Source organism: Trinickia sp., from assembly GCF_051961175.1.
Lineage (GTDB): Bacteria > Pseudomonadota > Gammaproteobacteria > Burkholderiales > Burkholderiaceae > Trinickia.
Genome location: NZ_JBQCDN010000171.1, coordinates 1 through 12,957 on the forward strand (window position 1 = coordinate 1; position 12,957 = coordinate 12,957).

Annotated in this window: 12 protein-coding genes and 1 tRNA gene; 5 read left to right on the forward strand and 8 right to left on the reverse strand. The window is 64.7% G+C overall.

Annotated elements, in window-relative coordinates:
- Positions 1 to 112: 112 nt before the first annotated feature.
- Complete coding sequence (locus tag ACTHL0_RS09780; RefSeq protein ID WP_440566539.1) at positions 113 to 2,263, forward strand: prolyl oligopeptidase family serine peptidase; 2,151 nt, start codon at positions 113 to 115, stop codon at positions 2,261 to 2,263.
- A 31-nt stretch (positions 2,264 to 2,294) separates the two neighbouring features.
- On the opposite strand, the gene ACTHL0_RS09785 is transcribed toward ACTHL0_RS09780, so the two are convergent.
- Positions 2,295 to 2,708 (reverse strand): hypothetical protein, encoded by a 414-nt coding sequence (locus ACTHL0_RS09785; RefSeq protein WP_440566529.1) that lies wholly within the window; start codon positions 2,706 to 2,708, stop codon positions 2,295 to 2,297.
- A gap of 186 nt (positions 2,709 to 2,894) precedes the next feature.
- Here ACTHL0_RS09785 and ACTHL0_RS09790 point away from each other — a divergent pair, with 186 nt between their 5' ends.
- Both ACTHL0_RS09790 and ACTHL0_RS09795 read left to right on the forward strand, forming a co-directional pair.
- Positions 2,895 to 3,551, forward strand: coding sequence for a dienelactone hydrolase family protein (locus ACTHL0_RS09790; RefSeq protein ID WP_440566530.1), 657 nt, complete (start codon positions 2,895 to 2,897; stop codon positions 3,549 to 3,551).
- 148 nt (positions 3,552 to 3,699) lie between these two features.
- Positions 3,700 to 4,773, forward strand: coding sequence for an amino acid kinase family protein (locus ACTHL0_RS09795; protein ID WP_440566531.1), 1,074 nt, complete (start codon positions 3,700 to 3,702; stop codon positions 4,771 to 4,773).
- Positions 4,774 to 4,789: 16 nt separating this feature from the next.
- On the opposite strand, the gene ACTHL0_RS09800 is transcribed toward ACTHL0_RS09795, so the two are convergent.
- The 4 genes from ACTHL0_RS09800 to eat form a co-directional block, all read right to left on the reverse strand.
- On the reverse strand, positions 4,790 to 5,830 hold the full coding sequence (locus ACTHL0_RS09800; protein WP_440566540.1) for a helix-turn-helix domain-containing protein: 1,041 nt from the start codon (positions 5,828 to 5,830) through the stop codon (positions 4,790 to 4,792).
- Positions 5,830 to 6,606: an ethanolamine ammonia-lyase subunit EutC gene (gene eutC / locus ACTHL0_RS09805; protein WP_440566532.1), complete on the reverse strand. Its 777-nt coding sequence runs from the start codon at positions 6,604 to 6,606 to the stop codon at positions 5,830 to 5,832. Before eutC ends, ACTHL0_RS09800 begins: the two co-directional genes overlap by 1 nt.
- Positions 6,603 to 7,997: an ethanolamine ammonia-lyase subunit EutB gene (locus ACTHL0_RS09810; RefSeq protein ID WP_440566533.1), complete on the reverse strand. Its 1,395-nt coding sequence runs from the start codon at positions 7,995 to 7,997 to the stop codon at positions 6,603 to 6,605. The genes eutC and ACTHL0_RS09810 overlap by 4 nt, the downstream gene beginning before the upstream one ends.
- Positions 7,998 to 8,094: 97 nt before the next feature.
- Positions 8,095 to 9,498, reverse strand: a complete 1,404-nt coding sequence (eat, locus tag ACTHL0_RS09815; protein ID WP_440566534.1) for an ethanolamine permease — start codon at positions 9,496 to 9,498, stop codon at positions 8,095 to 8,097.
- Positions 9,499 to 9,782: 284 nt separating this feature from the next.
- Between eat and ACTHL0_RS09820 the strand changes: the two genes are divergently transcribed.
- Both ACTHL0_RS09820 and ACTHL0_RS09825 read left to right on the forward strand, forming a co-directional pair.
- A complete protein-coding gene (locus tag ACTHL0_RS09820; protein WP_440566535.1) occupies positions 9,783 to 10,148 on the forward strand; it encodes a hypothetical protein in 366 nt (121 codons plus the stop codon).
- Positions 10,149 to 10,420: 272 nt separating this feature from the next.
- A tRNA-Leu gene (locus ACTHL0_RS09825) sits at positions 10,421 to 10,507 on the forward strand.
- A gap of 184 nt (positions 10,508 to 10,691) precedes the next feature.
- On the opposite strand, the gene ACTHL0_RS09830 is transcribed toward ACTHL0_RS09825, so the two are convergent.
- From ACTHL0_RS09830 to ACTHL0_RS09840, 3 genes are all read right to left on the reverse strand, one after another.
- Complete coding sequence (locus tag ACTHL0_RS09830; protein WP_440566536.1) at positions 10,692 to 11,141, reverse strand: MarR family winged helix-turn-helix transcriptional regulator; 450 nt, start codon at positions 11,139 to 11,141, stop codon at positions 10,692 to 10,694.
- A gap of 213 nt (positions 11,142 to 11,354) precedes the next feature.
- Positions 11,355 to 12,491, reverse strand: coding sequence for a glycerate kinase family protein (locus ACTHL0_RS09835; RefSeq protein ID WP_440566537.1), 1,137 nt, complete (start codon positions 12,489 to 12,491; stop codon positions 11,355 to 11,357).
- A 279-nt stretch (positions 12,492 to 12,770) separates the two neighbouring features.
- Positions 12,771 to 12,957 (reverse strand): hypothetical protein (locus ACTHL0_RS09840; RefSeq protein ID WP_440566538.1); only part of this gene is annotated, 187 nt, incomplete at its 5' end.

The following is a 12,957-nucleotide window of genomic DNA, read 5'->3' on the forward strand; positions in this document are numbered from 1 at the left end:
GAGGCGCCATAGCCGTAGCTATGGCAACGACGAGCGACGCCGCCTGGCGGCCAAATGGGCGATTTCATATCAAAGGAACTTGCGGGACAGGGCACTAGTAGCCGTAACGCTTTTGTCCTGCCTTGCCGCCTCGAACGCTTGCTGGTCCGCCGAATCCCCCCCCGTCGCCCCCGTGCGTCCCGTCACGAACATGTACTTCGGCACGCCGGTGGTCGACGATTACCGCTACATGGAAAACCTGAAAGACCCCGAAGTCCAAGCGTGGATGAAGGCGCAGGACGACTATACGCGTCGCGAACTGGCCGCCATCCCGGGACGCGATGCGCTCGCGCAGCGCGTCGAAGCGCTGATGAGCGGAGATTTGCGCCGCATCGATTTCACCCGGCGGGGCCATCGGCTGTTTTATCAAACGGCCGCCGCGGGTGAGAACCTGCTGAAGCTTGCCTATCGGGACGGCGTAAGCGGCGAAGAGCATGTGCTTGTCGATCCGGCCACGCTTTCGACGGACGCCTCGCGCCATTTCGCGCTCGACTGGTATGCGCCGTCGTGGGACGGCCGTTACGTCGCCTACGGAATCTCGGAGGGCGGCTCCGAGCAGAGCGTCTTACATGTGATTGACGTGCAAACGGGCCAGCCATTGCCGGAATCGATCGACCGCACGAGTTCGTGCGTCGTGGCCTGGCGCGCGGACAACCGTTCCTTCTTCTATCTGCGCTACCCGCAGGTCGGCCCCGATACGCCGCCCGCTCAAAGCGAATACAACGCGGTGGCGCATCTGCACCTGCTGGGTCGGAACGCGGATGGCGAGGGTGATACGGCGGTGTTTGGCCGCGGTGTTTCGCCGGGACTCGACGTGCCCGAAGGTCAAGGCGCGTATGTCCTGGTCTCGCCCGATTCGCCGTATGCCGTAGCGGTCGCCAATCACAACATGGATAACAATCCGAATACGTTCTACGTCGCGCGTCTGGCGGATATCCATGGCGCCGACACGCCGTGGAAGAAAATCGCGAGCCCTGAGGATGGTGTCGTCGATGTCCAACTGCGCGGCGATCGGCTGTATGCGTTGACGGGCAAGGACGCGTCGCGCTTCAAGATCGTATCGGCGCCGCTGGCGCACCCCGACCTGGCGCACGCGGATGTGGTGGTGCCGGAAGGCCCGAACGTGATCGATTCGTTCGCGCTCGGCAGCGACGGCCTCTATCTGGCCGAACGCGCCGGTGCAACGTTCGAACTGCATCGAACGGGCTTCGACGGCAAGGACGACCGCACGATTTCACTGCCGTTCGCGGGTGCGATCCACGATCTGGCGCCCGATGCCAAGCTGCCCGGCGTGATGTTCGAATTGCGCGGCTGGGTCAAGTCGCCGCGTGAGCTGGCCTATGCGCCAGGGGCTGCGGCTGCCAGCGATACCGGCCTCGTTCCGCCGTCGAAGACGGAAGCAGACGATCTGGAAGCGCGCGAGACGTTCGCCACGAGCTACGACGGTACGCGCGTCCCGGTCTCGATCATCTCGAAGAAGGGCATCGAACTCGACGGATCGCATCCGACGATCATCTATGGCTACGGCAGCTACGGCCTCTCGATGGACCCGAGCTATCAACCCGCCTGGCGCGCCTGGTTCGAACAAGGCGGCATCATGACCGTCGTCCACATGCGCGGAGGCGGCGAGTACGGCGACGCATGGCATCGAGCCGGACAGAAGCGTTGGAAGATCAACACCCTGTTCGATTTCCTGGCGGGCGCGCACTACATGATCGATCAGGGTTATACGCAGCGCCAATATCTCGTGGCGAACGGCCGCAGCGCGGGCGGCATCGTGATGGGTGGCGCACTGACGATCGATCCGGGCTTGTTCGATGTCGTGCTCGATGATGTGGGCGTGTCGGATACCCTTCGCTTCGAAACCGAACCGAACGGCCCGCCGAACGTGCCCGAGATGGGTTCGACGTCGACTGAAGCGGGCTTCCATGGCTTGTACATGATGAGCGCCTACGATCATATCCATGACGGCACGCCGTATCCGGCAGTCATGTTTACGACGGGGGCGAACGATCCTCGCGTGTCGCCATGGCACATGCTGAAGATGACCGCGCGCGTGCAGGCTGCCACCTCGAGCGGACGTCCTGTGTTGCTGCGGGTCGATTACGACGCGGGCCATGGGATCGGCTCAAGCGTCAAGCAAACGGCGGATCGCTACGCTGATGAATGGGCGTTCGCACTATGGCAGATTGGCGCCGCGGGGTTCCAGCCGCGAGCGCATTGAGCGGATGTGCCGCCGTTTCCGGCGAATGGCGCTACGCCGAACGGCGCGCGCCTTCGCCGTCGGGAACGGTGTCGGGCACCGCGGCCAGCTTGCCGAACCAGCTCACCTCGCTCTGCAGGGAGGCCGCATAAGCGGCCCACCCGTGAGGGTTGCCGGCAAACAGGTGCTCGCGCACCGGCGTGGCCAGCGCCGCGCGATCGAGCGGCGTTTCCAACAGCAGCTGCGGCCAGAGACAAAACGCCTGTAGCGCGGCGGCCGAAAATTCGCGGACGGTCATCCGTTCATAGGCGTGCTGGAGCAGCGGCACGTCTGCCAAGAGTGGTTGGGCCTCGAGCAATTCACCCAACGTTTCATCGAGCCGCTCATGCTCCATGAGCAGGCTCGTGGTCTGCAAGACGCCGCCCAAATGCAGCAGCAGCGCCCGGCGTTCGTATTTCTCGTCCATGTTGCGCTCCTTGCCGCACCGGTGCGGCCTTCATTATCCGTTCGCGCTCGGCTGTTTCGGACCCGCGCGGGGAACATGGCTATTGTAGGCAGCCTCGGCAAATTGTAGGGCGAGTGTCGTAGCATCGGTGGCCGGGGCACGCCTGATGCACTGTGTTCCCGCCGCTTTGCTTTATCGGAGCCACTCATGCAAACGCAAACCGTCGTCATTGCCGACGATGAAGTTCAACTCGATGGTGACTTGACGATTCCCACCGACGCGCATGCCATCGTCGTATTCGTGCACGGCAGCGGCAGCAGCCGGCTCAGCCCGCGCAATCAGCACGTCGCGCAGGTGCTGCAGGAGGCCGGCTTTGCCACGCTGCTGTTCGACCTCCTGACTGCGCAGGAGCAGCGGATCGATGCGGCGTCGGCCGAATACCGGTTCAATATCCCTTTGCTCGCACGCCGGCTGGAAAGCGTGCTCGATTGGCTGCTTTCGCGCGAAGATACCCGTTCGCTGACGGTCGGCCTGTTCGGCGCAAGCACGGGGGCGGCGGCTGCGCTCGTGGCAGCGGCCGATCTGCTCGACGAAGTGGGTGCGGTCGTCTCGCGTGGCGGCCGGCCGGACCTCGCGCGCGATGCGCTCACACAGGTGGAAGCCCCGACGCTGCTGATCGTCGGCGAACTGGACGACGATGTCATCCGTTTGAATCAGCTGGCGGCGGGTCAGCTGCGATGCGAGCACCGCCTGATGATCGTGGCCGATGCGACGCACCTGTTTGAAGAGCCCGGCACGCTCGATCATGCCGCGCGCCTCGCGTGCGATTGGTTTCTCGCGAAGCTGATGCCGCCCATCGGCTAGCGCAATCTGATCGGTTTGGTCTGCGCGGTCGCCTGCACGTTTTCGGAAGACGATTGCGCCGGCGGGCATGGCGGCCCGTCGCCGCGTCGCCTGACGAATAGCGTCGCTCAAGCACAGGCCAGGCCAGGCCATCCGATCGTTTGCGGATGTGACCCAGGACGCAGTCGCGCGCGCAGAGATCTTCTATAAAGCTATCTGGGTGTCGATGGCCGATGCGCGGCAGGTGGGCGCTGAATCGACGAAGCCATGGCAAACCGGCATACAGCAGGAGAGTGCGGAGATGCGCATCGTGATCGTGGTGGGGGAGCATGCGCTGCATCAGCGTGGCGAGCGGGGCGGGGCGCGGGCAAATGGCCTCGGCGTTCGCGCCGCCGCGGAGCGGCTGGCCTGCATCGTGGACGGCAACGACGTCGTTGTCGTGTACGAAAATGGACACTTCTCGGGCATCGATTCACCTGAAGACGGCGAGGCTTGCACCGCCGATGGGATCATGCAATCCGCATCGGATGCCGGCCTGCCGATTGCCGGCGGATTCGAACTTGAACTGCGCAACTGCCTGGCTCCGACGCGGCCATGCGCGACGCTGCCGACGATGGTCGAAGTCGATATTGGCGATCCCGCGTTCGACCATCCCGACAAACCGATCGGCGGCGTGCTCATCGACAAGCGAGCAGTGGCGGAAGCGCATAACAAGCACTGGCGGATGGCCTCGGACGGTATCGGCTACCGACGCGTCGTGCCGAACCCGCAACCGATGCGGCTGCTGCAATTGCAAGCGCTGCACCGCCTGATCGACGAGAAGACCGTCGTGATGTGCGAGGGCGGCGGCGTTCCCGTCGTCACCGCGACCGACGGCACGTTGCGTCGCGTGGAGGCCATCATCGATCCCTATGCCGGCGCGGCGTTGATCGCCGAGGCGATCGACGCCGATTTGTTCGTCATCGCAACCGACATGGCCGGCGTGTTTCTCGATTGGGGCACGGCCAATTCGAAGCTCCTGCGCCACGGGCATCCGAGCGTGGTGGGCGAATTCGTGTTCGCGGCTGGGGCAATGGGCCCGAAGCTTCAGGCCGCGTCGCGCTTCGCCGAGCGTACCGGCCGACGAGCCGCCATCGGTGCATTGGCTGATGTCGAACGGCTCGTCGAAGGATCGGCCGGCACCACGATTTCTTGCGGAGGCGCCGACCCGCGCGGCTTCTCCGGAGGCGCTGTGGCTTGCTGAGCAGTGGGCCAGCCGGTCAAGCCGACGGATGAAGGGATTTGGCGGTATCGGAGGGGCGAACGCCGAACAACCGGCGGTAGTCCGCCGAGAATTGGCTAAAGTGCCAGAAGCCCCACGCGCAAGCGACATCCTGCACAGACGGCGCAGCCCCGGCCGAGCACGCGGCCTCGCGGAGATCCCGGCGCGCGCCGTTCAGGCGGATCGCACGCAAATACGCCGCAGGGGCGAGTCCGGTCACGTCCTGAAAGCAGTATTGGAGCGTGCGCCGGCTGACGTGTAATTGCTCGCACAATTCCGGTACGCCGATGGGCCGATCGCGGTGCGCCATGGCGTAGTCGCGTGCGTCGGACACGATCGCAAGCCGCCTGCGATACGTCGACGGGCGGATCGATTCGGTATCCTGACGATCTTCCGGCGTGCACAAGTCGAACAGGGCATTCAGCACCGAAGCCTGCAGACGGTTGCGCATCAACGCCGATGGGGGCACGCCGCGCCGCGCGCTTTCATCGAGGATCGTGCGCAATGAGGCGACGAGCCGGGCTTTGCGCGCCGCGCCGATCGGTACGACGGGCGCTTCGGAAACCAGCTGCGCGAACGTCACGTGCTCGACCTCGGCCGCATAGTGGCGCAGGACCTCGCCCTTCACGACGATCCCGAAGAATTCGTAGCTCGCCGGGGTGAGCAACTCGAACTCGACACCGCCGGGACGGCAGGCGAGTGCGTCTTCGTCGATCGGCTGCCCGTCCACACGCCCGGTGCCACTGTCACACAGTGGAATACCGAACCAGTAAGCGTCCGATTTGACTTCGCAAGTTTGGCGCAGGGTGTGGCTCGTCGTTTCGCGAAAAACGGTCATGCGATCGAGGAACAACTCCACGAGCGTGCCCGTAAAGCGGCCGGCGCTCAACTGATCGTAGGTCTGATGCCAGCCATGCAGGTTGCGCGCTTGCTCGTCCGCATCGTGTGCGATGGACATGCACAGCGGACGTGCTGCGTCCGCCTCGCCGAGGTGCGGGGCAGCATCGAGAGGGAGCGCATAGCGGGCGGAAGTCGGCATCATGCCCGTGACGATGCAAGAGCCGCGCCAGGCGCATCGAGTGCGTCGCTGTCGTCTTTGAGTGCGACGCCGGTCAGCGACAGCCGTCGTGCTTGCGTCAACAGATAGTGCAGCTTGTGCGCCGCTTCGGCATAGCCGAGCCCTTCGGGGCGGACGTTCGAGATGCAATTGCGCTCGGCGTCGGTACGGCCCACGCGCGGCCCGTAGGTCAGATAGATGCCGAGGCTATCGGGCGAACTCAGTCCGGGCCGTTCACCGATGAGCACGGCCACGAAGGTGGCGCCGAGCAGGGCGCCGATCTCGTCGCCGAGGGCGACGCGAGCCTGACGTGCAATGACGACAGGGCCGATGCGCCAGCCTTCGAGCTTCGCCCGTGCGGCGACGAGCAACGGCACCGCATGACGGGCCGTGGCGAACGCCGAAAGCCCATCCGCCACGACGAAGGTGAGGTCGACACCCTCGGTTTTCGCGCGCTCAAGCGCTGTGCGGCTTTCATCGGCCAGACGTCGCCCGAGGTCGGGCCGTCTAAGGTAGTGCGCCCGATCGGGGGCGGCGCTATGCGCGTCGAGCGTGGCGAAGCCTTGGGCGCGCAGCGCCGAGCGTAACGCGTCGATCTCGAGCGGATGATGCACGGCGTCGCGTGCTTTCGCGTGCGCAAGCTCGAAGGCGAGGAGTGCATCGGTGGGGAGTCCATGCCCTGTACGGCCGAGCGCGATACGGGCGCGCGTGAAGCTGCGCAGCGTATGCCACGGATCGGGCGCGACGAATCGGTTCATTTGAACCCCACCCAGGCGGATGCGCCTTCCAGCAAAGGCTGACGCGGCGAGGCCGGCAGCAAGGCGCCGTGCGCGTCGATCACACGCATCGATTCGAGCCAGGCCTCGAACTCGGGGGCGCGGCGCAGCCCGAGGACATCGCGCAGATAGAGCGCATCGTGAAACGACGTGCTTTGATAATTGAGCATGATGTCGTCGGCGCCCGGAATGCCCATGATGAAGTTCACCCCCGCCACGCCCAGCAATGTCAGCAAGCCGTCCATGTCGTTCTGATCGGCCTGAGCATGATTCGTGTAGCAGATGTCGCAGCCCATCGGCACACCCAGCAGCTTGCCGCAGAAATGATCTTCGAGGCCCGCCCGCGTGATCTGCTTGCCGTCGTAGAGGTATTCGGGCCCGATGAAGCCGACGACAGTGTTCGTCAACAGCGGCTCGAAGCGGCGGGCTACCGCATAGGCGCGTGCTTCGCACGTTTGCTGATCGACGCCGTGATGCGCGCCGGCCGATAAGGCGCTGCCTTGCCCCGTTTCGAAGTACATGACGTTCTGTCCGACGGTGCCACGCCCGAGCGATCGCGCCGCTTCGTGGGCTTCGTGCAGCAAGCTCAGCGAGATGCCGAAGCTCGCATTGGCCGCCTCGGTGCCCGCGATCGATTGGAAGACCAGATCGACGGGCGCGCCGCGCTCGATCGCCGCGATGGTGCTCGTGACGTGCGTGAGCACGCACGATTGCGTCGGCACTTGGTGGCGTTCGCGGAACTCGTCGATCATTACCAGCAAGGTGGTGATAGCGGACAGGTTGTCGGTTGCCGGATTGATGCCGATGACGGCATCGCCGCAGCCGTACAGAAGGCCGTCGAGCATCGAGGCCGCAATGCCTTTCACATCGTCGGTGGGGTGGTTCGGCTGGAGCCGGACCGCCAGGCGCCCGGGCAGACCGATCGTGTTGCGAAAGCGGGTCACGACGGGCCGTTTGCGCGCCACCGAGATCAGATCCTGATTGCGCATGAGCTTGGAGACGGCGGCCGTCATCTCGGGCGTGAGGCCGGGCGCGATGCGGATCAGCGCGTGGGTATCGGCAGCCTCCGAGAGCAGCCAATCGCGGAAATCGCCCACAGTCAGATGAGCGATCCCGGCGAATGCGTGCGTGTCGTGTTCGTCGATGATGAGGCGAGTGACTTCGTCGTCCTCGTAGGGGATGACGGCTTCGTTCAGGAACGTGCGCAGCGGCGTAGCGGCCAATGCGAGCTTGGCGGCCACGCGTTCCTCCTCGCTCGCGGCGGCCAGGCCCGCGAGTTCATCGCCCGAGCGCTGCGGGCTCGCCTTGGCGAGGAGTGTCTTCAGATCGGCGAAGCGATAAACGTGTGCGCCGACTGTTTGCGTAAAACTCATGCAATGGGCTCCCGTCGACTCATGACACTGCGAAGAAAGAATCCTCGTGAATGCGCACCGCCGATGCCGATGCGCCGCGCGCCCTTGCCTTGATGACCTACTCCTCGATGAGCGAATCGATAGGGGCGGAGGCGCGCCGACGGCGCGTCGTCAAGAAATAACCGTAGCCGAGCGCGACGAAGAGCGCAAACACAACGGCCACTTCGCGGTTGTAGTAGACCATGGCGCCGAGCGAGACGAGCGCCGCGCCGAGCGCGAAAGCCGGGAAATAGGGAAACGCCGGTGCGCGAAACGGCCGTTCGAGGGCCGGCTCGCTGCGCCGCAGCTTGAACAGCGCGAGCATGCTGACGATATACATGACGATCGCGCCGAACACGGACATGGTGACGATATTCGCCGTCAGCGTTTGCCCCGCGAACTGGACCAACTCGTCGCTGTAGATGGCGGCGATACCGATCACGCCGCCCGCCAGAATGGCGCGATGCGGCGTTCTGAAGCGCGGGTGCACCTTCGCGAGCCAATCGGGCAGATATCCGGCGCGCGCAAGTGCGAAGATCTGGCGCGAATAGCCCAGGATGATGCCGTGAAACGAGGCGACGAGACCGAACAGCCCGAGCCATACGAGCATGTGCATCCAGCCGCTGTGTTCGCCGACGATGTACTTCATGGCCTGCGGCAACGGATCGTTGATATTCGACAGCTTGGTCCAGTCGCCCGCGCCGCCGGCAAAGATCATGACGCCGACGGCAAGCGCCACGAGCGTCAGAATGCCTGTCACATAGGCGATCGGGATGGAGCGTTTCGGGTTGCGCGCTTCCTCTGCGGCCATCGCGACGCCTTCGATCGCGAGGAAGAACCAGATGGCGAAGGGGATCGAGGCGAACATGCCATGGAAGGCCCCGCTTCCGAAGTGAGCCGAGCCGGCCCATCCGCCTTGCGCGAAGTGAGCCCAACTGAACCCGGGCGAGACGACACCCATGAAAACGAGCAGTTCGAAGATCGCGAGAATCGTCACGAACAGCTCGAACGCGGCGGCGATCTGTACGCCCACGATGTTCAGCGTCATGAAAACGACATAGGCGGCCACGGCGGCATGCTTGGGCTCGAGGCCGGGAAACTGCACGTGCAGATAGGCACCGATGGCCAGGGCGATCGCGGGCGGGGCGAACACGAATTCGATGAGCGTCGCCATGCCGGCCAGATAGCCGCCAAGCGGTCCGAACGCGTGATGAGCATAGGCGAACGGGCCGCCTGCGTGGGGAATCGACGTTGTCAACTCGGTGAAGCTGAAGATGAACGTCGTATACATCGCCGCGATGAACAGCGAGGTGATCAGAAATCCCAGCGTCCCGGCACTGGCCCAGCCGTAGCTCCAGCCGAAATACTCGCCGGAAATCACGAGCCCGACGGCGATACCCCATAACTGCCAGGTGCCCAACGTTTGTTTGAGTTCATGGTGTGTGACTGCACGCGCGGGGGCGATATTCAGGTCGGGCGTCATCGAGGTTTCTCCGGTGGGGGCGCCGATTGCCGGCGGCAAACGCCAAGCGGCACAAGGTTTGATAGTAGGGAGCCATATTTGGGCGTGTTATCGAAATTCGGCAAAGTTGGGGGGCCAGAGGGCGGGGTAGCTGGCTCTGTAATCAGGGTATACGTGTATAAAGTAAAGGGGTCGGGAGCCGTAATTCCTGGAGCGGCGTTGACGCGCTCGCATGTCGTCACACGGCGCCAACGTTTGCGCACGGCCGATTGGCTCTATCGATTCGCCCCACTGACTGGCCTCTCATGCACTCCGCGATTTCATCTCATCAATCGACTGGCAGCGATTGCGACGCCGCGTGCGTTGCGCACACTCGCGCGACGTTGAAGGCGCTCTATCTGGTGTCAGGGGCGGCGGCGCAGCTGGGCGCATACGGCTTGCCGGTTCAGGAGGCGCAATGGCAGGCGCTCGCGCGGGCGGCGCGCAATGCGAACGTGGTGCTGGCCGTGCAGACAGTCTGCAAGCCCGAGGCTGTCGAGGCATTCCGTCACTTGTCCATGCTTTGCGAGCATCTGCTTGAACGCCGGGCGACGGGGCATGCATGTTCGTCCACAGCGTGGCGCGACCTTGCACGGGCTGGCCGTGATGCGTACGAACAACTGAATGCGTGATCAGCTTGGTTGTGTGCGCAACTAACTCGGGAGAAGGCTGCTCGCGGCGGGGCCAAAGGCCGAGCGTGGGTGGTATGGGGCCCGTGATCGGCTGAGGCAATTCGACAGGCAGCGCGCTACGCGCAGGAGGCGAAGCGATGTTCGACACAAACTGGAGCGGATGAGTTAGAATCTCGCGCTTACGCTTTTGATCGCACCCCGATCGGGCGCCGCGCCTGCGGCGTCGTGAAAGCGAGCCTGACAATCGAAGTGCGCTGCAAGCGCACTTCGGCGCGAGGATGGCGAAATTGGTAGACGCACCAGGTTTAGGTCCTGACGCCAGCAATGGTGTGCGGGTTCGAGTCCCGCTCCTCGCACCACTACACTCGATCTCAAAAAACTACCGCTCCAAGACGCTGCCCGCCATGCCGGGGGGGGCGCTTGATGCTGCAGTGGGCCCAGCCTATCCGCAAATTACCTTTGCGCTGCGATCCATTGGAGTGGTAGAGCAGGCCAGCGGCGCTCCTGGTGCCGGTTCGCCGCCCGCCGAATACCTGACAGGTCCTACCCTTTGTCCAGTGCGTGCGCGATCACCTTGTCGAGTGCCTGCCCGAGCGCTTGCGCTTCTTCGTCGTCGAGCCATCTGAACAGATCGGCGTTCCACTTGCGCGCGATCGGCATGACCTTGCGATAGAGCGCACGGCCCTCGGGTGTCAATGAGATCACGACCACCCGCCCGTCCTGGGCGCTCGGCGCACGTTCGACGAGCCCGCTTTGGATCAGCGCTTCGGCCGCGCGGCTCGCTTGGCTCTTGTCGAGATTGGCGCGCTTGGCCAGATCCATGATCGAGAACGGCCCGAACGAGCCGACCGATGCAATCACACGCGCTTCCGGCAGCGTAATGCCGAGCTTGGTCTGATAGCGCTCGCCGATGCCGCGGTCAGAGAGCTTGTTCAGCACGTGCATGCGGTAGATCAAAAACTGTTCGAGCCCGGCTTTGGCTGCGGCCTTCATAGGCGTGTCGACCTCGTCGGAAATGGGCGGGCAAGAGGTATCTGGGCGACGATTGTTCCCGTATCCGGCGCGGCGGTCAACGCGGTGTTTCCCTGTGCCGGCGCGCTGGCCCATGCTCCGCCGCATCGCCTGTCCAGGCGACGGCGTCCAGGCATTGACGTTCAATCGCCAGGCTCAGTCGCCGAATTCAGTCGCCGAATTCAGTCGCCGAATTCAGTCGCCAAATTTCAAGCGCGCCAGTTGCTCGGCCTCGTTCGCCAGTAGCTGCGCGGCATCGCGGATCGCCACGTCGAGCGTGATCGGTCCGGGGGCTGGCGAAAAGCAGCCGCTGAAATGTTCGCCGAGGCGCGCGAGCGCATTCGCATCGACGCCGCCGGAGAGCAGGGTGGCCGGGACGCCGGCCGCGCGCGCATGGCGGCACGCGATGAACGGCGCCTTGCCGTGCAGCGTTTGCGCGTCCGAGCGGCCTTCGCCGGTGATGAGCCAATCGGCGCCGTCGAGCGCCGCGTCCAATCCGACTTGCGCTGCCACGACTTCCGCACCGGGTTCGAAGCGCGCGCCAAGTAAATGCAGCGCGAAGCCGAGCCCGCCCGCCGCGCCGGCGCCCGGCAGGGCGCTGCCTTCACGGCCGAGCGCCGCTTCGGCGAGTCCGGCGAAGTGTCCGAGCACGGCATCGAGCGCGCCGATGCGCTCGGGCGTCACGCCTTTTTGCGGGCCGAACACAGCGGTGGCGCCATGCTCTCCCGTGAGCGGATTGTCGACGTCGGACATGGCGACGAACGAGGCTTGCGCGAGCCGTGAGTCGAGGCCGGATGCATCGACGCGCGCCAGCCGGGCGAGCGCGTCCGGGGTCGGGTCGAGTTCGCGGCCATCCGCGTCGAAGAGCTTGAGGCCGAGGCCGGCGAGTAGCCCGGCGCCGCCGTCGTTCGTGCTGCTGCCGCCCAGCGCGACGAAGAAACGCCGCACGCCGGCATCGAGCAGTTGACGCACGGCTTCACCCATGCCGCGCGTACTGCGTTCGGACACATCGGTGCGCATGGCCAGCGGATCGGTGATGCCGACGATTTCGGCCGTTTCGATCACCGCGCTGCCGTCCGGCAGCAAGCCGACCGCCGCATCGCGTTCCGCAAGCGCCGCCCCGCGTACGCGCAATGTGCGCTTGTTGCCGCCGCGCGCGAGCATCGCGTCCAGCGTGCCTTCGCCGCCGTCGGCCATCGGGCACAGGCGCACGCTGGCCTGTGGCAGCGCGCGCTTCACGCCGTCTGCGATAGCCTGCGCGACCGCTTCTGCGCTCAATGAGCCTTTGAACGAATCGGGAGCGATGACGACGATGGGGGTGCGGCCAGGCATGGTGTCTCCGAAGGGGAGAGCGCTGTGCGGCGGTGCCGCAGCGCTCGGTTATTCGCGGTGTGCTCGTGTGCGAGCTTATCAGTGCGCACGCCTCGTAGGATAGCCGCGCACGCATGTCTGGCATCGCGCGGTATTGATGCATCCGACGCGAGTGCTGGCGAGCCGGCGCCTTGCGGTGTCAGGGCCCCGGCTGCCGCGCGGTGCGCTTGCACACGAGGGGCGTCGCCAAATCAGGGTTGTGCGGATCAATAGTTTGCTAGAATGCTCGATTCTTCCGATTCAAACCGTGCCGCAGGCGGCAAGACTTAGATAGCCTGGGGCGGTGATTGCGGCATCCCCAGGGCGAGGCGCAACACGTGGGCACGGCGAAAGATAACCGATTCGCTTGAACAATTTAGGACGATTGAAGCCATGGCTAACGTTGTTGAAAACCTCGGCAAGCTCGAACGCCGTGTGACGATTTCCC

Coding starts and splice junctions, on each gene's coding strand:
- ACTHL0_RS09835 (WP_440566537.1), bottom strand. CDS start 12,491: ATGCCTGGCCGCACCCCCATCGTCGTCATCGCTCCCGATTCGTTCAAA.
- ACTHL0_RS09785 (WP_440566529.1), bottom strand. CDS start 2,708: ATGGACGAGAAATACGAACGCCGGGCGCTGCTGCTGCATTTGGGCGGC.
- ACTHL0_RS09800 (WP_440566540.1), bottom strand. CDS start 5,830: ATGCCGACTTCCGCCCGCTATGCGCTCCCTCTCGATGCTGCCCCGCAC.
- ACTHL0_RS09790 (WP_440566530.1), top strand. CDS start 2,895: ATGCAAACGCAAACCGTCGTCATTGCCGACGATGAAGTTCAACTCGAT.
- eutC (WP_440566532.1), bottom strand. CDS start 6,606: ATGAACCGATTCGTCGCGCCCGATCCGTGGCATACGCTGCGCAGCTTC.
- eat (WP_440566534.1), bottom strand. CDS start 9,498: ATGACGCCCGACCTGAATATCGCCCCCGCGCGTGCAGTCACACACCAT.
- ACTHL0_RS09830 (WP_440566536.1), bottom strand. CDS start 11,141: ATGAAGGCCGCAGCCAAAGCCGGGCTCGAACAGTTTTTGATCTACCGC.
- ACTHL0_RS09820 (WP_440566535.1), top strand. CDS start 9,783: ATGCACTCCGCGATTTCATCTCATCAATCGACTGGCAGCGATTGCGAC.
- ACTHL0_RS09810 (WP_440566533.1), bottom strand. CDS start 7,997: ATGAGTTTTACGCAAACAGTCGGCGCACACGTTTATCGCTTCGCCGAT.